Origin of the sequence: Terrabacter sp. LjRoot27 (assembly GCF_964254175.1) — a bacterium.
GTDB lineage: Bacteria > Actinomycetota > Actinomycetes > Actinomycetales > Dermatophilaceae > Terrabacter.
Genome location: NZ_CAXUSS020000001.1, coordinates 3,059,631 through 3,077,486, shown reverse-complemented (window position 1 = coordinate 3,077,486; position 17,856 = coordinate 3,059,631). Strand labels below are relative to the sequence as shown.

Genomic DNA, 17,856 nt, shown 5'->3' with positions numbered 1-17,856 from the left:
GTCCCGGGTCCCGCCGACGACGGCCTCACTGCCCCCAGGCGGCCGTCGACGCATACGTCCCCGCGGAGAGCGGCGGCGTGAGCCGGGCCGCTCCCTGCACGCGGTAGACGAGCAGCTTCCCGTCGCTCGCGCGTCGGGTCAGGATGTCGTCTCGCCCGTCGCCGGTGATGTCCCCGACGCCACGGACGGCGCTCATGGCGTTCCAGCCGGACCAGCCGATGACGACGGGGGAGCGGAAGCCGCCGGTGCCGTTGCCCGGGTAGAGCACGAGGGCGCCGTCCTTGGCGCGCACCGTGACGAGGTCCCGTCGGCCGTCGCCGTCGTACTCGCCGGAGGTCACCTGGCTCAGGCCGCTCCATCCGGTCCCGATCGTCGCGCTCGACACGATGCGTCCCGTGCCGTCGCCCCGGTGCAGCACGAGTCGACCGTCGGTCGTCCGGGTGGCGATGTCGGTCTTGGCGTCGCCGTCCCAGTCGCCGACGGGGACCACGAGGTTGACCGACCCCCAGCCGGTCGCGAGCTGGTAGCGGCCCGCGTTGAGGCCGCTCTTGCCGAGCCCGGGGTAGTACCACGCGGTGCCGGCACCGTCGATGGCCACGACGTCCCCGAGGCTGTCCTGGCTCCACGGCCCGACGGCCGCCGCGGCTCGCATCCCGCTGAAGCCGCCGGAGAGGATCTGCTTCGTCGTGAAGGCCATCGAGCCGGTGTAGCTGACGGTCTTCAGCGTCGAGCCGGAGGGCAGGATGACGTCGGGCAGGGTCTCACCCGTGACATCGCGCGGTGAGATCGGGACGGACCGGACTGGGGCCGACGTCACGGTCCACCACGTGCTGCGCAGACCGAGCCGGGTGCGGAACGTCTCGCCGCTCACCGTGCTCGTGCCGGCCGACCCGGTGACCGTCACGGAGGCCACGCGCCCGCCCCACGTCCCCGTGCCGCCGCCGCCCGAGCGGGAGCCGACGGCGACGGTGCGCAGGGTCCCGACCGTCGGGAAGGCCTTCTGGACCGAGGCGGCGGGCAGCGAGAACGTCCATCGGCCCGGGTTGGCCGAGGACGCCACGGCGCCGTCGTAGGGGTCGGTCTTCGCCGGGAGGTAGGCCGTGCCGCCGCTGACGGTGCGACCCCCGTTCGAGGCGGAGTACTGGGTGAAGGCCGGCTTGCCGCCGTAGGTCAGGACGGTGCCGGCGGTCGCCGCCGTGGCGTTCGTCGAGCGGCTGTCCTCGTAGCGGCGCACCAGGGTGCCCGTCGAGCTGTAGTCGGCGACGCCGTTGTACGCCTGGCACGAGACGTCGCAGATGTCGTAGACGCGCGAGCCGGCGGCCGCCCGTGAGTGGGCGGCGTACGTCCTCGCCGCGACGGCCTGGGCGGACAGGGCGGCAGCCGGCCAGCTCGGGGACATCTCCACGGGCACCACGGCCCGGGTGTAGCGCTCGAAGCCGAGGATGTTGACGGCATACGCCTTGCCCGAGACGGGCACGACGCGCACCGAGCCGGAGTACTCGCGCTGGGTGCCGCTGGGCAGCAGGACCCGGATCGACGACGTCGAGGGGCGGCTCACGGTCAGCGGCTTCGTCGAGCCGCGCCAGTTCGTCGCGGGGGCCCAACCGGAGCCCGAGTTCGCCTGCAGCGTCACGGCCGAGCCCTCCGGCACGACCCGCCAGCGGTAGGAGCTCGACAGGGACGAGGTCCGGGTGCCGTCGCTGACGACGAGCCCGCTCAGCTGGGAGAGCTGGACCCCGGACGTCCCGACCGCCGAGAGCCAGACGCGCAGGGTCGGGTCGCTCTGGAAGGTGCGCGTCGTGCCGGGGTAGTAGAAGCCGGCGATCGCCTGCCACGTCAGGGCCTTGGTGGCCGCGCCGTAGGCACCCCACTGCGAGAGGCCGACGCCGTGGCCGAACCCGCGGCCCGAGAGGGCGTACGTCGAGGAGGCCGGGAGCGCGTACGTCTCGACGGCGGTGACGGCCGGCTGGGGGTCCCACTGGCCGTCGCGCCAGATCGTGCCGGCGTTGCTGCGGATCGCCGGCAGCTGCTGGGCGTATGCCGTGTCGCCCGGGCAGCCGGTCAGGCTGAGGTTGCGGTGGCCGATCGTGCGCGGCAGCGTCACCCTCTCGCCCGGGTCGAACTTCGAGTTGCCCGCGGAGGTCAGGGTCACCGAGCTCGTCGGGTCGAAGAGGGAGCGGTCGGCCTCCCAGGCGACGAGCTTGGTCACGGTGCTCTGGGTGGCGGCCGGGAAGGGGACCGACGTGAAGTCGCCGATGACGGAGATGCCGGTCGTCTCGGCGTTGAAGCCGCCGGCCTGGGCGCCCTGGACGAAGCCGGTGGGGCTGCCCTTGCGGCCCTCGTAGGCGCGACCGAACCGGTCGACGAGCAGCTGGTAGCCGAGGTCGCACCAGCCCTGGCTCTGGGTGTGGTAGGCGTAGATCGAGCGGATGATGGCGGGAGCCTGGTCGGCGCTGTAGGTGTTCGAGTTGACGGTGTGGTGCACGACGACGGCCTTGAAACCGGGGAGGCGCTCGGCGTCGCACGTGCGCAGGCTCTCGTCGGCTCCCCACTGCGCGCGCGAGATGATCGTCGGTCGCGTGACGGCAGCGACGGCCGAGCCGGCGGGTGCGGACAGCGCGTCGTCGGCGCTCGACCGGCCGCCGTCGACGAGGCTCGCCCGCAGACCACGCGGCACGGTGCCGTCGGGGGTCGTCACCCGGATGTCGATGCCGTCCGAGTCCGCCGCGGCGACGGCCTCGGTGCCGGGGCGGGCGTGGCGGGCGTCGGCGGATCCCGGGTCGGGGCCGTCACCGTCGAGGCCGAGGTCGGTCCAGCCCGACCAGCCGCTCTCGCCGTGGGTGCGCACCTCGACGTGGGTGCCGGCGGGCGGAGCCGTGTCGAAGGTGACGCCCGCGAGGTCGAAGTCGACGCCCTGGACCTGCTTCGTGGCGACGACGGGGTCGCCCGCGCCGTGGCGGTCCCCGGCCGCGACGCCGGTCCCGGAGGTCGCCGTGGAGGTCGTCGCGGACCGTTTCGCGGTGCCCGCGCCGACGCCGGCCACGGCCGGGATGGCGACGTCGTGGACGACCGGAGAGACCGGGCGCGGCGTGGCGCCGGACGTCACGGTGGGGACCACCATGAAGGTGGCCGCCATCGCGACGACGGCGAGCGAGGTGGGGATGGGACGCACGGGAGTCACTCCTGGGTCGGAAGACGCAATGGTCCCAAATGTCCCATTCATCGCGGTGAGCGCAAGGCTTTGGTGGCCAATTCGTGACCGTGCCAGCCGAATTCACAGGAAAGGCGCCATGATCCGTCCATGAAATGTCAGCGGGAGGTAAATTCCGCGGTCCTCGCCGAATAACGGAAAGGCGCGGTCATGACATTCATGACCGCGCCTTTCGGCGTTCTCGGGAGGGCGGGGCCGACTGAAGGGTCAGCCGTGCGTGGGTGCCGGCTGGAGGTCGACCGTGAGCTCGGGCTCGGTCTTCTCGCGCACCTCGTCCTCGGTGACCCCGGGGGCGAGCTCACGCAGCACGAGGCCGGCCTCGGTGACGTCGAGGACGCAGAGGTCGGTGATGATGCGCTGGACGACGCCGCGCCCCGTGTAGGGCAGCGAGCACTCCTTGACGATCTTGTAGGAGCCGTCCTTGGCGTTGTGCTCCATGAGCACGATGACCTTCTTGGCGCCGTGCACGAGGTCCATCGCGCCGCCCATGCCCTTGACCATCTTGCCGGGGATCATCCAGTTGGCGATGTCGCCGCCCTGCGAGACCTGCATGGCGCCGAGGATGGCGGCGTCGACCTTGCCGCCACGGATCATCCCGAAGCTCGTCGCCGAGTCGAAGAAGGCCGCGCCCTTGCGCAGGGTGACGGTCTCCTTGCCGGCGTTGATGAGGTCGGGGTCCTCGTCACCGTCGAGCGGGTAGGCGCCCACCCCGAGGATGCCGTTCTCGGACTGGAGCACGATCTCGACGTCGTCGGGGACGTAGTTGGGCACGAGGGTCGGCAGGCCGATGCCGAGGTTGACGTAGGCGCCGTCGGTCAGCTCGGCGGCGGCGCGGGCCGCCATCTGCTCGCGGGTCAGAGCCATCTCAGGCCTCCTGCTCGGTGGTCGTGCGCGGGCGGACGGTGCGCCGCTCGATGCGCTTCTCGGCGGCCTGCTCGGGGGTCAGCGGGAGCACGCGCTGGACGAAGATGCCGGGCAGGTGGATCTCGTCGGGGTCGAGCTGGCCCGGCTCGACGAGCTCCTCGACCTCGGCGACCGTGACGCGGCCGGCCATGGCGCAGAGCGGGTTGAAGTTGCGGGCGGACTGGTTGAAGACGAGGTTGCCGTGCCGGTCGCCCTTGGCGGCGCGCACGAGCCCGAAGTCGGTCGTGATGGCCTGCTCGAGGACGAAGGTCTTCGTCTCGCCCATCCACTCGAAGTCCTGGGTCTGCTTCGGCGGGGACGCGACGGCGATGTTGCCGGAGTCGTCGTAGCGCCAGGGGAGCCCACCCTCGGCGATCTGCGTGCCGACGCCGGTCATCGTGAAGAAGGCGCCGATGCCGGAGCCGCCGGCGCGCAGCCGCTCGGCGAGCGTGCCCTGCGGCGTCAGCTCGACCTCGAGCTCGCCGGAGAGGTACTGCCGCTCGAACTCCTTGTTCTCGCCGACGTACGAGCTGACCATGCGGCGGATCCTCTTGTCGCGCAGGAGGATGCCGAGCCCCCAGTCGTCGACGCCACAGTTGTTCGAGACGGCCTCGAGGTCGGTGAGGCCGGCGTCGTGGATCGCCGAGATGAGGACGGAGGGGATGCCGCAGAGGCCGAAGCCGCCGACCGAGAGCGACATTCCGTCGCTGATCCCGGCGATGGCCTCCTGGGGGGTGGAGACGACTTTGTCCATGGGTCGGACTCTATCCGCGCCGCCGCGCGTCGGTGCCGTGGGGTCGACCCACACGAGCGGACCGACGTGTGGTCGCCGAGCACGTATGCCGTCCGGCGCGGGCGGGTGCCGAATGACGGCGCTGTCATGTGCACCCCTCGGATAAGAACAGCGCTGTAATTCGGCGGACCGCCTTGTGATGGGTGTGACTGGAGTGCATAAATGGTGCGGGAGTAAACCTGCTCGACCCCTGTTCCGCCCCGTTCCACCCCTGACAAGAGGTTCACCATGGCCCTGCGCCGACGCCCGATGGGCCTCGTCCTCGCCCTGCCCGCACTGACGGTGCCCTTGGCGGCGAGCCCGGCCGCGGCGGTCCAGGCACCACCGACCCGGACGCTCCCGAGCGCGCTCGACGTGTACGTGCCCTACCAGGAGCAGACGATCTGCGACCCCGTGGCGCGTCCCGGCGTGCTCGCCTTCGCCCGGCTCATGACATCGCACTACGGGATGGGGTCGACGGGACTCATCGGACGTACCTGCGGCAGCGGCCCGTCCGAGCACTACGACGGCCGGGCCTGGGACTGGATGCTCAACGTCAGCAACCCCTCGCAGGAGGCGGTCGCCCAGTCGGTGCTCGCGTGGCTCACGGCGCCGGACAGGAACGGCGTCAAGGGCGCCATGGCCCGCCGCTTCGGGATCATGTACATCATCCACAACCGGAAGATGTGGCGCTCGTACGCACCGGAGCGGGGCTGGGCGCCGTACTACGGCACCTCGCCGCACACCGACCACATCCACTTCAGCTTCAACTACGACGGGGCCGCCGGCCGCACGTCGTGGTGGACCGGGGTCGCGACCCGCAGCTACCTCACCTCGCTGCCGCCGGCGGCTGCGTCGACGGTGCCGACGACCCCGGTGACGACGAAGCCCGTCGTGCTGTCCTACGGGATGCGCTCCGAGGCCGTGCGCCAGCTGCAGGTCCGGCTCGGCAACCTGCCCACCACCGGCTACTTCGGCGACCAGACGAAGGCCCGCGTCATCGCGTACCAGACCTTCGTCGGGCTGGCCCGGACCGGCGTCGCCGATTTGCGCACCCAGGAGATCCTCGCCGCGCGCGGCTGGAAGAGCGTCACCGCCGCCTACCCGACGCTGCAGCCGGGCATGACCTCGGCCGCCGTCAAGGTCCTTCAGACCAAGCTCGGCTCGCTGCCCACGACGGGCTACTACGGCAGCCTGACGAAGGCCCGGGTCACGGCGTACCAGAAGTTCGTGGGGCTGCCTCAGACCGGCGTCGCCGACCCCGTGACCCAGGCTCGGCTGTGGGTCCGCGGCTGGACCGGGACCGCGGCGGCGTCCGGCACGACGACGAAGGCCTACCCGACCCTGCGGTTCGGGATGACCTCCGCGGCCGTGAAGACCCTCCAGGCCCGGCTCGGCTCGCTGCCGACGACCGGCTACTACGGCACGATGACCCGGGCCCGGGTGACGGCCTACCAGCGCTTCGCCGGGCTGCCGCAGACCGGTGTCGCGGACTCCGCCACGCAGCAGCGGCTCTACACGCGCGGCTGGTCCGCCACGGCGAGCACCGTCGCGCTCGTCACCAGCAGCACCACGACCGGGAGGGACCTCGCCATGACCGCCTACGCCAGCACGTCGTCACGCAGCAGCGCCGGGGTCGCCAGCGTCGACATCGGCACGAGCTACACGGCATACAAGAGCCTGACGCTCGCGACCGGCTCGCGCGGCGCCGCGGTGCGCGTCCTCCAGCGGGCGCTCGGTGGCCTCGCCGTCGACGGCGTCTTCGGCTCCGTGACGCGCGACAAGGTCGCCTCGCTCCAGCGCTCGCTCGCACTGCCGCAGACCGGGGTCATGACACCCGACCTCTGGGACGTGCTCGAGGCGCGTGACTTCCCGTTCGTGGCCGACCGTTCGACGGTCCTGCGCGCGGGTGACACGGGGCCCCAGGTCGTCGCCGTGCAACGCCTCCTCGGCGTGCGTCAGACAGGCGTGTTCGACCTGGCCACCCGCGAGGCGGTCAAGTCCGCCCAGGCGCGAGCGGGCCTCGCGAGCACCGGTGTCGTCGCGTCGCGCACCTGGTCGCTCTTCGACCGGCTCTCGGCGTAGACCCTTGGGGCTCAGGCGGTCTCGCGCGCGTCGACGGTGACGCCCTCCGACGCGAAGCGGTCCGCCAGGTCGTCGCGCCGGCCACGCAAGAGCACGACCGACCCGTCGACCGCCCACGCGGCGAGCGCCAGGCGCAGCACCGGCTCGAGCCCGCCGCCGAGCGCGACGCGGGGGGCCGTGCCCCAGCCCTCGTCGGGCACGACCACGGCGCCGTATGCCGTGTCGACGCCGTCCGCGGCCAGGGCGACGTCGCCCGGCTCGGGGTCGGACATCGGCGAGAAGAGGTCGCCGTGCGTGGCCAGCTCGCGGGCCTCGTCGACGGCGCCACCGGCCTCGTCCGCCTCCGGGTGACGGCGGGCCAGCGCCGGCAGGGAGACGAGCACCGCGTCGCCCCCGTGCCCGGCGGCGGCAGTGGGGGAGTCGGTGACGAGCACGTCGGCGCCGGCGGCCGCGCTGCCGAGGACGACCGTCGCGCCGACCGACCACGTCGCCAGGGCCCAGTAGAGCGAGCGCCAGTGCGCCGGCAGGTCGAGGCCGACCGTCGTGCCCGGTCCCGCCGCGGCGTCGTCCTGCAGGAGGTTCGCGGCCTTGGAGACCCAGTTGGCCAGGACGCGCGCGCTGAGCTCGATGCGCTCGCCCGACGTCGGTCCCGGCTCGTCGTCGTACCACGTCAGGCGCGGCCGGCCCGGGTCGGAGACGACCATCCGCGCGAGCACGTCGGCGGGCAGCAGGTCGGCCATCAGCTGTTCTTCGCTCCCTCGACGGTGGTGCCGGGTGGCGGCTCCGTCAGCGGCTCGTCGTCCTTGAGCGCCTTGAAGAGCGCCTTGGCGCGCTCGGTGTCCCACTTGACGGCGAGGGCGCCGGCACTCGTGCGGTAGGCGAGGTCGGAGGTCGGGACGGAGAGCGAGAGGCCCTCGTCGTTGCTCACGGCGCGCATCGCCTGGAGCACGCGGACGGCGTCCATGATCCCCGTCTCCTGGCCGACGGCGAGGCCTGCGGCGGAGGCGTCGGCGAAGCTCTTGTAGCGCCACGGGATGAGCACGGTCGAGGGCGTGGCCGCCTTCTTCATGAGGGCGCCGAGGAACTGGCGCTGGCGGGCGGCGCGGCCGATGTCGCCCAGCGGGTCCTCGTAGCGGGAGCGGACGTAGCCGAGCGCGTTGCCGCCGTCGAGGGTCTGGCACCCCTTCTTGAGGTCGATGCCGGCCTTCTTGTCCTTCATGTCGCGCGGCACGCAGAGGTCGACGCCGCCGACGCTGTCGACGACGGCGGCGAAGCCACCGAGGCCGATCTCGATGTAGCCGTCGACGTGGATGCCGGTGACCTGCTCGACGGTGTTGGTGAGCAGCTTGGGTCCACCGATGGAGTACGCGGCGTTGATCTTGTTGGAGCCGTGGCCCGGGATGGGGACGTAGGAGTCGCGGGGGAGCGAGACCATGACCGGCTTGCCGCCGCTCTCGGGGACGTGGACGAGCATGATCGTGTCGGTGCGGTTGCCCGCGGCGTTGCCCGTCGCGTACTTCTTGCGCTGCTCCTTGGTCAGGCCCTCGCGGCTGTCGGAGCCCACGAGCAGGTAGTTGTAGCCCGACGTGTCGGTCGGGCGCTCCCCGTCGGGGATGTTGTCGACCTTGTTGACGGCGCCCCAGGCCTGCATCGGCACCCAGACCATGAAGCCGATCCAGGCGATGAGCAGCACGAGCAGCACGATGAGCGCGATGCGTCCGCGGCGCCAGCGGTAGCGGGGCTCGCGCGGCTCCCGGGGCTCCCGCGGCTCCCGGGGCCGGGCCTCCGGCCGGGCGTCCCGCTCGTCGTCGCGCGACGGGGCGATGGCCCCTCCACCGGGTCGCTTGGGGCGACGGCGCGTGTCGACGACGTAGGCGTCGTCGCGGCCGGGACGGCGCGGAGTGCTCGGATCAGTCGGCATCGGCTGCCTTCACGCTCGGGGACGGGGGAACTTCGCCGGACAGTGTGACAGCCGAACCTGTCGACCTCACGTGCTCGGCCGCGGTCGGTGCCTCGTCGAGCGCGATGCGCCGCGCGAGGCGGGTGTAGCGGGTCTCCATCGCGCGGAAGCGCTTGTACGTCGTCACGACGAAGCCGAGGAAGGCCACGACGAGCCCGTAGAGGATGAGGTCGGCGCCACGTCCGATCCCCAGCGCCTTGGCGAGGTTGGTCCACGTCTTGCTCGGGTCGATGATCGAGTAGATGACGATGCCGAGCAGGAAGAGCAGCCCGAGCCGTCGCAGCGCCTGCGTGCGCTGGCCCGAGCCGATGAGCAGCCGCCAGGCGATGGCGAGGACGGCTGCGATGAGCAGGATCTGGATGACGCTCTGTCGACTCATCGCCAGATCAGCTCCGCGAGGATGTTGACGGCGTTCCAGAGCGACTGGCCCTTGGCCTTGGAGTAGTCGGTGTAGAGGATGTGCACGGGCTCCTCCGCGTAGGCGACCTTCGCGCCGTCGAAGCGCATCGAGCCGATCTGGGCGACGATCTCGGACGCGTGCGCCATCCGGTTCTGGGTGATGTCGAGGCGCTGCACGACGTCACGGTGCAGGACGCGCAGGCCGTTGTGCGCGTCCGTCAGGCGGGTGCCCGTCGTGAAGTTCGTGTAGGCGACCGCGGCCCGCAGGACGAGCCGTTTGGAGGCCGAGGCCTCGGTGCGCTCGTCGAGGAAGCGGGAGCCGAAGACGACACGCACGTCGCCCCGTCGGATGCGTTCGACCATGACCTCGACGTCATGGATCTGGTGCTGTCCGTCGGCGTCGTAGGTGACGACGTAGCGCATGGCCGGGTCACCGAGGGCGTAGTCGAAGCCGGTCTGCAGGGCCGCTCCCTGCCCGAGGTTGACGGGATGGCGCACGACGGCCGCACCGGCCTGCTCGGCACGCTCGGCCGAGGCGTCGTGCGACCCGTCGTCGACGCACACGATGTTGGGGAAGACCGTGCGGGCCTCGCGCACGACGTCGGCGATGACGGCTGCCTCGTCGTAGAGCGGCACGACCAGCCACACGTCCTCGTTCTGCATGCGCCCAGCGTAGAGCGCCGCCGGTGCCCTGACCGACACGCGAGGCGCGCGCGGCAGCACGCCTGAGGGCTCCCACCGGGAACTAGAGTCGGGACACCATGACGGACGACTCGACGGGATCGGCCGCGCTCCGCATCGCGATCGTCGGCCCGACCCACCCGCACAAGGGCGGCGTCGCCGCGCACACGACGATGCTCGCCCACCACCTCGCGGACGCCGGGCACGACGTGACGCTCGTGTCGTGGGCGCACCTGTATCCCTCGAAGCTGCACCACGCCGACGCCTCGGTGCCCGACGGGGTGCCCGAGGTGCCGCCGTTCCCGCGGACGATCCGGGCGCTCAGCTGGGCTCGTCCCGACACGTGGGTGCGAGCCGGTCGGCGGCTGCGCGACGTCGATGCCATCCTCGTCGTCCACGTCATGCCCCCCGTCGTGCCGGCGCACCTCGCGCTGCTGCGGGCCGCCGGCGCCGTGCCGGGCGGGGCCGGACCGCGACCCCAGTCGGTCGTCATCTGTCACAACGTCCTGCCCCACGAGCCGCACCCGGGTGACGCCAGGCTCATGTCGGTGCTCTTCTCGCGCGTCGACTCCGTCCTCGTGCACAGCGCCGAGCAGGCCACGGTGGCCCACGACCTCGGGGCGCGTCGCGTGTCCGTGGCCGACCTCCCGCCCCACCTGCCCGGCGGCGACCCGATCCACCGGGGCCCGCGACCCGGGCCCACCCGCCTGCTCGCCCTCGGTCTCATCCGTGAGTACAAGGGCATCGACGTGCTCCTGCGCGCGATGCGGACCGTGCCCGAGGTGACCCTCACCATCGCCGGCGAGATCTGGGGCGCCAACCGCGGCGTCATCGCCCGCCTGGCGTCCGATCCGGCTCTCGCCGGCCGGGTCGAGATCCGTGACGGCTACGTCCCGGCCGACGCCCTGGCCTCGCTCCTCGCCGACCACGACGTGCTCGCCCTGCCCTACCGCTCGGCGACGGCCTCGCAGAACGTCATCCTCGGGCACGCCCACGGCCTGCCCGTCCTCGCCTCCGACATCGCGCCCTTCTCGCAGCAGGTGGCCGACGGCGTCAACGGGATCCTCGTCCCGCCGGAGGACGAGCGGGCGCTCGCCGGAGCCCTGCGGCGCCTCGGTGACCCCGACGTCCGCCGCCGTCTCGCCGAGGGAGTGCAGACGCCGGACCTCTCGGGACCGTGGGCGCACTACCTCGGCACGCTCGAGGCGCTGTCCGTCGACGAGAGCGTGCTGCTCGGCGATGTCGGCGCGCCCGCCGACGACCCCGACCCCGTCGTGGGTGCCCATGACCCCTATGAACCCGACGACCCCGACGACCCCGACGACCCCGACGACCCCGACGCGCTCGAGGTCGCGGACGGCGCCGAGGCAGCAGGCCGGGGCCTGGTCCCGCGGGCGCGTCGCGTCCTCGGTCGAGGGGCCCGCCGCGTCGCCGGCCGGGCCCGACGCAGCGCGACCCGGGCCATCGCGGCGCGGCGACCGCTGGTCTCCCTCCGTCCCGACGACCTGCCCGAGTGGGTGCTCGCCACCGACGTGCTGGGCGAGCCCGACGAGGCCGACGACGCCCGCCGTCTCTCGCGCATCCTCGGCCTGCCCCGGTCGCTCGACAGCGTCTCGGCGTGGGCGGCGCTCGGCAGCCTCGCGGCGATCCTGCGCGTGCGCGACGACGGCCGTCGCAGCGCGGTCATCGTCGACGAGGGCGGCACGCGCTCGCTCCTGTCGCGGTGGGCCCGTGCGGTCGGCTTCGCTCCCGTCGAGATCGACTTCACGGGCTCGCACCCGAGCGTCGCGGCGCTCGACGTCGACACCGGCTCCCTCGACGTCATCGTGCGCATCCATCCCCACGGGTGCGACGCCGACGACGTCGACCACGTGCTCGAGCAGGCTTCGTGGGCGCTGCGCTCCGGCGGGCTCCTCGTCGTCACCGTCCCGATCGGCCCGCGTGCGGCCGAGGGCGCCGTCGGGCCCGCCGACGTGCGCGGCATCCTGGCCCGCGCCCACGACCTCGGTTTCGTGCTCATCGGGGACCTCGACGGCGACGTCAACGCCCGGATGCGGGAGGCCGCGTCACGCGCGCGAGCCGACGACGCGGCATACGGTCTCGTGCGCCTGACCCTGCGACGGCGCTGAGCACCCGGGTGACACTGCGATGATGGTGGCGACATGACCCGGAAGAAGATCCTCACCGCCCTCCGCGTGGCCATCGCGGTCATCACCCTCGCCGCCGTGGTCTACGCGGTCGTCCACAACTGGGCCGACGTGTCGGTGCACCTCGACAAGATCTCGTGGACGACGTTCGTGTGGTCGACCCTCGCGGCGGCCCTCGGCACCTGGCTGACGATGATCGGCTGGAAGACGCTGCTGCGCGACCTCGGGTCCGACCTGCACCTGGCACCCGCCTCCGGCGTCTACTTCGTCGGCCAGCTCGGCAAGTACCTCCCCGGGTCGCTGTGGTCGGTGCTCGTCCAGGCCGACATCGCGAGCCACCTCAAGGTCCCGCGCCGGCGCACCGCCGTGACCGGTCTCCTCGCGCTCGGCCTCGCCCTGCTCACGGGCCTGCTCGTCGGGCTCCCGGCCGCGTCGTTCCTGCTCACGAGCAGCTCGGCCGGCTTCGACTGGTGGCTGCTGCTCGGCATCCCGATCCTCGTCGTGCTCTGCGTGCCCAAGCTGCTCAACGCGGTCATCGACAAGATGCTGCGCACCATCAAGCGCGAGCCGCTCGAGCACGGGCTGTCGGCCGGAGCCGTGCTGCGCGCCGTCGTCATCTTCATCCTCGTGTGGGTCGCCTTCGGCGTGCACACCCTGCTGCTGGCCCGGGCGGTCGCCGGCGACGCCTCGCCGCACCCCGACCTGACGACCGCGGCGATGACCGGCTACGCCCTGTCGGTGTCGCTCGGCATGCTGACGATCGTCCTGCCGGCCGGCCTGGGTGCCCGCGAGGGACTGCTCACCCTGATCCTGTCCACGGCGATGCCGACGCCGGCCGCGGCCGCCGTCGCGATCATGTCGCGCTTCATCGTGACGATCGTCGACGTCGTCGCAGCGCTCGGCGGGTGGCTCTACGCCCGCTCGCACCACCTCATCAGCGAGCGGCACGCCGCCGCGGAGAGCGACGTCAGCGTCTGAGCCGGCGTGTGAGCGGGCCCGCGCCCGCGCCCGCGGTCAGCGGCGCTCGAGCACGAACACGGGGATGAGGCGGTCGGTCTTCGTCTGGTACTCCGCGTAGGGCGGGTAGGCCGCGACGCACCGCTCCCACCACTGCTCGCGCTCCTCGCCCTCGAGCTCGCGGGCGTGCACGGGGAACGTCTCGGTGCCGGCCTGCAGGTCGATGTCGGGGTGGGCGAGGAGGTTGTGGTACCAGTTCGGGTGCGTCGGCGCCCCGCCCTGGCTCGCGACCGCCGCGAACGAGCCGTCGTGCTCGACGCGCATGAGCGGGACCTTGCGGATCGCCGAGGTCTTCGCGCCGCGCATCGTCAGCATGACGACGGGCAGGCCCATGATGTCGACGGAGTCGGTCGTGCCGGTGCTCTCGATCGTCTCGACCTGGTTGCGGACCCACTCGCTGGGGCTGGGGACGTACTCGCCGGTGATCGCCATGACGGCAGGGTAACCCGGCGGGCACGCGACCGGCCCCCGGTGGGTCACCGGGGGCCGGGAGGCGGGTGCGTGGGCGTCGCCCAGCGGGCTGCTCAGGCGGCGCCGGGCTCCGGGGCGGAGCTCCACGGGTGCTTCTTGACGAAGTCCTCGACGACCGTCGTGTTGAGGCCTCCGCACAGCTGGCGGTGGCCCATCTGGTTCGACACCTTGCCGCTCGCCTGGTCGACGTCGGCCGACCAGTGCGACAGGGCGTACTTCTTGCCGGCGGGGAGGGCACCGTAGGCGGGGTCCCACGGGCTGATGAGGAACTTGTTGGCCGACTCCTTCATGGCGTTGACCTTCGTCGACAGCGCCTCGAACGCGGCCGCCTGCTCCTTCTCGACGGAGCGGTCGTACCAGAGGATCGTGTAGCCGTGCTCGAGGTTGTGCACGAGCGTCTCGATCTGCGGGGCGTCCGCGACGGTGTAGACGCGGCGCCCGTCGACGGCCGGGACCGCGAAGTGCTTGCCGCTCGACGGCGGGACCGTGGAGTACTCGATCTTCGTGACGTCGGCCTGGTTGGTGCCGGGTCCGACGTGGTCGCTCGAGCCGCTGGCGGGGTCGTTGGTGATGGGGTCGCACGATGCGGCCGCGACGTCGCCGCTGATGTTCTGGAGCGCCTCGTCCTTCTTGTTCTGCTCACCGATGATCGCCCAGGCGACGGCTGCGCCGATGATGGCGATGACGGCCACGCAGGCCCCGATGACGACGAGGAGGCGACGTCGCTCGGCCCTCTTCTGGGCGGCCTGCATCTCGGCGACGCGCTCGCGGCGGTCTCGGCTCGTCTCGCGGGCCATCGTTCCTCGTTCCTGTCGGTCTGTCGGCGGCGGCCGGTGGGGCCGGTGGGGCGGGGCGGTGTGAGTCGCTCTGTCGACGGACGGGTCGTCCCGTGCGGCGACGGTGCCGAGTGTAAGCGAGGATGTTGTGGTGCCCGAAGCCTCGACCCGCCTGTGGCGCAGCGACCGTGAGATCGCGCTGCGCGCCCAGCTCGGTGTCTTCCGCCGGGGTTCGGGCGACCCCACCTCGCGCTTCGGACGCGAGGGCACGGTGACGCGCGCGGCGCAGACGCCTGAGGGTGTCGGCACCCTCCACCTCGCGTGCCGCCCGGGCGACTCGGAGGTGCACGCGCAGGCGTGGGGTCCGGGGGCGGCGTGGCTCCTGGACGCGGTGCCGGCGCTGCTCGGCGAGGAGGACGACCCCTCGGGCTTCGAGCCGCACCACGACCTCGTCGCCGAGGCGTGGCGGCGCTTCTCCCACTGGCGGGTGCCGCGGTCGGGCCTCGTGTTCGACGCGCTTGCGCCGGCCGTCATCGAGCAGAAGGTCACCGGCCAGGAGGCGTTCTCGGGCTACCGCGTGCTCGTGCGCCGCTTCGGCGAGCCGGCGCCGGGGCCGTTCCCGGGGCTCATGGCCCCGCCGACCGCGGCCGGGTGGGCGGCGGTCCCGTCGTGGGCGTGGTTGCAGGCGTCCGTCGACGGCGCGCGCTCGCGCACCATCGTGCGGGCGGCGGGGTATGCCGGCCGGCTCGAGCAGGGTGCCTCCGTGTCCGTCGCCGAAGCGAACCGTCGCCTGCGCGCCCTGCCGGGCGTGGGGGTGTGGACGGCGGCCGAGGTGGCGCAGCGGGCTCTCGGCGACCCCGACTCCGTGTCGTTCGGCGACTACCACGTGGCCAAGGACATCGGGTGGGCGCTGACGGGGACCCCGGTCGACGACGACGGCCTCGCCGAGCTGCTCGAGCCCTACCGCGGTCACCGCTACCGCGTGCAGCAGCTGCTCGGCCTCGCGGGCCACCACCGGCCGCGACGTGGTCCGAGGATGGCGCCGCGCACGCACCTGCCGACGCGCACCCGCTGACCCGCGCCGCCGGGGGACGACCGAGGCGGTCGCTCGCTCGCTGCCCGGTTCGTCGGTGATGTCATCTATGCTCTGCGTCGGCCGTCCGGGGGAACGGCCTTCGTCCACACAGGGAAGGACAGCCACGTGGCTCGTCAGCATCAGGGGGCGCGCGCCCTCGTCATCGGGCTCGCCGCGGCGCTGCTCGCGCCCATCGCCGTCTCGGCACCGGCAGGTGCCGCCACCGATGCCGGCTCGATCGACCCCGGCAACCTGCGCGGCCGAGCCGGCCAGGTCCTCGCGGGCCAGCTCGACGCCTCGGACGCCGACGTCCGGACGGGTGCCGAGAAGGTCGCCGCCGCGTCGACGGGGCGCACCAAGCCGTCGCGCACGAAGCAGGACCCGAGCGCGCGCGACGGTGCGTCGCTGGCGGCCCCGGGCGACACCACCTACTCCGCCCAGGCGGTGGCGTGCGTGCCCGACGACTTCTGGCTCAACACCCTCGCCGATCGCACCGTCGTGCACGCGAGCTCGGCCGGCGCCGCGAGCATCACCGTCCAGCGCCAGCGCGAGTACGGCACGTGGCGGACCGTCGGCTCGGCGTCGACGAGCTCGGTCGTCGTCGACGACCGGACGAACAACCAGCGCGCCTTCACGAAGTACCGCCTCATCGCCAAGAGCTCGTCGGGCGCCGTCCTCGAGGACTGCGTCACGGAGGACTTCCAGGGCACCTGGACCCGCGACGGCTGGGGAGAGTCCGACGCCGTCGTCGCGACGACGTCCGGCGTCTACCAGCAGGGCCGCTGGGACCAGGGCGACCGCTCGACCACCGGTGACTGGGTCGGGCCGGCCTACTCCACGGACGGCCGGCTCTTCGCGGTGACGCGCACCGACGCGGCCGTGGGCCACCCGGTGCTCGAGGTCCGTCGCTCGTCGACGTCCGCGGTCGTCTTCACCGTCGACCTGGGCAGCAGCTTCATCCCGGCCGACCCGGCCTTCTCCTACGACGGGCAGACGCTCGCGTACTCCCGCTACGACGCCAACGGCGAGCCGGTCGGGCTCGGCTTCGTCGACGTCTTCGGGTCCCACACCAAGCGCTCCGTCACGACGGAGCCGCCCGCGGCCGAGCCGGCCTGGCGTCCCGACGGGACCCTCGTCGTCAGCACCTTCGGCACCGACGCCGACGGCCTCGGCACCCTGTGCGCCACGTGCGCGACGGTGACCCCGCTGTCCGGGACGGCCGGCGGCTACACCGCGGAGGTCGGCCCCGACGGCACCGTGTGGTTCACGACCGACAACGGGACGACGAGCACGCTGAAGAAGCGCACGGCCGCCGGCACCGTGACCACGCTGCGCACGTCGACGACCGACTCGTACACCTCGCCGCGCCTGACGCTGGACGGTACGCTCTACGTCGAGCGCGACACCCCCGACCCCGTCACGCCCGACGCGTACTCCGTCGGCGTGTACGTCGTGGCCCCGGGTGGCGCCACGAACGGCGACGACGACGAGCTCACCGCGATCGGCTGGGAGGACGCCCCCGACGGCACCGGCCTCGCCGGCTGGGACGTGCGCCAGCCGCAGTCCAAGGGCAGCTCGAACCGGACCGCCGAGGGCCACCACGACCTCATCGCCCGCGACAGCGCCGGCGCGCTGTGGGCCTACCGCAACACCGGCTGGGAGCTCACCGGCCGGGCACAGATCGGCTCCGGCTGGGGCATCTACAACACCGTCGTCGCCCTCGGTGACCTGACCGGCGACGACCAGGCAGACCTCGTCGCCCGCGACTCGGCCGGGACCCTGTGGCTCTACCGCGGACGTCCCGGCGGTGGCGGCTTCCTCGCCCGCACGCAGTTCGGCACCGGGTGGGGCAGCTACACGATCGTCGGCCCCGGCGACTGGAACGGTGACGACCGCGCCGACATCGTGGCCCGCGACGGCAAGGGTGTCCTCTGGCTCTACGCCGGCACCGGCCGTGGCTCGCTCGCGCCGCGCGTCCAGATCGGCACGGGCTGGTCGGGCATCACGGCGATCGTCGCGAGCGGTGACGCCGACTTCGACGGCAAGACCGACCTCATCGCCCGCGACGGCCTCGGCAAGCTCTTCGTCTACCCCGGCAACGGCACGGGCGGCTTCCTCGCCCGTCGTCAGATCGGCACCGGCTGGGGTGGCTTCACCTCGCTCACGGTGACCGAGACGACCTACGGCCGCGCCCAGGTGTGGGCCCGCACGGCGACGGGCGACCTCGTCGGCTACGAGCTCTACGCCGACGGGACCTTCGTCCCCGGCGAGGTCTTCAGCGAGGGCGGCGGCTGGAAGACGATGCTGCTCACGGCCTGAGCGTCCCCTCGGTCGCAGCACACGGCATACGTCCTCGGAC

At 72.7% G+C, this 17,856-nt stretch carries 14 protein-coding genes; 5 read left to right on the top strand and 9 right to left on the bottom strand.

Annotation, left to right across the window (positions count from 1 at the left end; translation table 11 throughout):
• Positions 1-25: 25 nt before the first annotated feature.
• The 3 genes from ACSQ2D_RS14310 to ACSQ2D_RS14300 form a co-directional block, all read right to left on the bottom strand.
• Complete coding sequence (locus tag ACSQ2D_RS14310) at positions 26-3,172, bottom strand: SpoIID/LytB domain-containing protein (RefSeq protein WP_435986602.1); 3,147 nt, start codon at positions 3,170-3,172, stop codon at positions 26-28.
• Between the two features lie 246 nt (positions 3,173-3,418).
• A complete protein-coding gene (locus ACSQ2D_RS14305) occupies positions 3,419-4,075 on the bottom strand; it encodes a CoA transferase subunit B (RefSeq protein WP_435986601.1) in 657 nt (218 codons plus the stop codon).
• A gap of 1 nt (position 4,076) precedes the next feature.
• Positions 4,077-4,868, bottom strand: a complete 792-nt coding sequence (locus ACSQ2D_RS14300; protein ID WP_435986600.1) for a CoA transferase subunit A — start codon at positions 4,866-4,868, stop codon at positions 4,077-4,079.
• Positions 4,869-5,135: 267 nt separating this feature from the next.
• Between ACSQ2D_RS14300 and ACSQ2D_RS14295 the strand changes: the two genes are divergently transcribed.
• Positions 5,136-6,971: a peptidoglycan-binding domain-containing protein gene (locus ACSQ2D_RS14295; RefSeq protein WP_435986599.1), complete on the top strand. Its 1,836-nt coding sequence runs from the start codon at positions 5,136-5,138 to the stop codon at positions 6,969-6,971.
• Between the two features lie 11 nt (positions 6,972-6,982).
• Here the strand turns inward: ACSQ2D_RS14295 and ACSQ2D_RS14290 are convergent, their stop codons facing one another.
• Genes ACSQ2D_RS14290 through ACSQ2D_RS14275 form a run of 4 tightly spaced genes read right to left on the bottom strand, consistent with a single transcriptional unit; the run spans position 6,983 to position 9,993 of the window.
• Complete coding sequence (locus ACSQ2D_RS14290; RefSeq protein ID WP_435986598.1) at positions 6,983-7,711, bottom strand: TIGR03089 family protein; 729 nt, start codon at positions 7,709-7,711, stop codon at positions 6,983-6,985.
• Positions 7,711-8,892, bottom strand: a complete 1,182-nt coding sequence (locus tag ACSQ2D_RS14285) for an LCP family protein (RefSeq protein ID WP_435986597.1) — start codon at positions 8,890-8,892, stop codon at positions 7,711-7,713. Before ACSQ2D_RS14285 ends, ACSQ2D_RS14290 begins: the two co-directional genes overlap by 1 nt.
• Entirely contained in the window at positions 8,882-9,310 is a 429-nt protein-coding gene (locus ACSQ2D_RS14280) for a DUF2304 domain-containing protein (protein ID WP_435986596.1), read from the bottom strand. Before ACSQ2D_RS14280 ends, ACSQ2D_RS14285 begins: the two co-directional genes overlap by 11 nt.
• Positions 9,307-9,993, bottom strand: coding sequence for a glycosyltransferase family 2 protein (locus tag ACSQ2D_RS14275; RefSeq protein WP_435986595.1), 687 nt, complete (start codon positions 9,991-9,993; stop codon positions 9,307-9,309). The genes ACSQ2D_RS14280 and ACSQ2D_RS14275 overlap by 4 nt, the downstream gene beginning before the upstream one ends.
• Positions 9,994-10,091: 98 nt before the next feature.
• On the opposite strand from ACSQ2D_RS14275, the gene ACSQ2D_RS14270 reads away from it, so the two are divergent.
• Both ACSQ2D_RS14270 and ACSQ2D_RS14265 read left to right on the top strand, forming a co-directional pair.
• Entirely contained in the window at positions 10,092-12,140 is a 2,049-nt protein-coding gene (locus ACSQ2D_RS14270; RefSeq protein WP_435986594.1) for a glycosyltransferase, read from the top strand.
• 33 nt (positions 12,141-12,173) lie between these two features.
• On the top strand, positions 12,174-13,136 hold the full coding sequence (locus ACSQ2D_RS14265; protein ID WP_435986593.1) for a lysylphosphatidylglycerol synthase domain-containing protein: 963 nt from the start codon (positions 12,174-12,176) through the stop codon (positions 13,134-13,136).
• 36 nt (positions 13,137-13,172) lie between these two features.
• On the opposite strand, the gene ACSQ2D_RS14260 is transcribed toward ACSQ2D_RS14265, so the two are convergent.
• Positions 13,173-13,607, bottom strand: coding sequence for a nitroreductase family deazaflavin-dependent oxidoreductase (locus tag ACSQ2D_RS14260; RefSeq protein ID WP_435986592.1), 435 nt, complete (start codon positions 13,605-13,607; stop codon positions 13,173-13,175).
• A 92-nt stretch (positions 13,608-13,699) separates the two neighbouring features.
• A complete protein-coding gene (locus ACSQ2D_RS14255; protein WP_435986591.1) occupies positions 13,700-14,443 on the bottom strand; it encodes a DUF3105 domain-containing protein in 744 nt (247 codons plus the stop codon).
• A 127-nt stretch (positions 14,444-14,570) separates the two neighbouring features.
• On the opposite strand from ACSQ2D_RS14255, the gene ACSQ2D_RS14250 reads away from it, so the two are divergent.
• Positions 14,571-15,497 carry a DNA-3-methyladenine glycosylase family protein gene (locus ACSQ2D_RS14250; RefSeq protein WP_435986590.1) on the top strand — a complete coding sequence of 309 codons (927 nt, stop codon included), beginning with the start codon at positions 14,571-14,573 and terminating at the stop codon, positions 15,495-15,497.
• Between the two features lie 126 nt (positions 15,498-15,623).
• Entirely contained in the window at positions 15,624-17,816 is a 2,193-nt protein-coding gene (locus ACSQ2D_RS14245; RefSeq protein WP_435986589.1) for an FG-GAP-like repeat-containing protein, read from the top strand.
• Positions 17,817-17,856 lie beyond the last annotated feature (40 nt).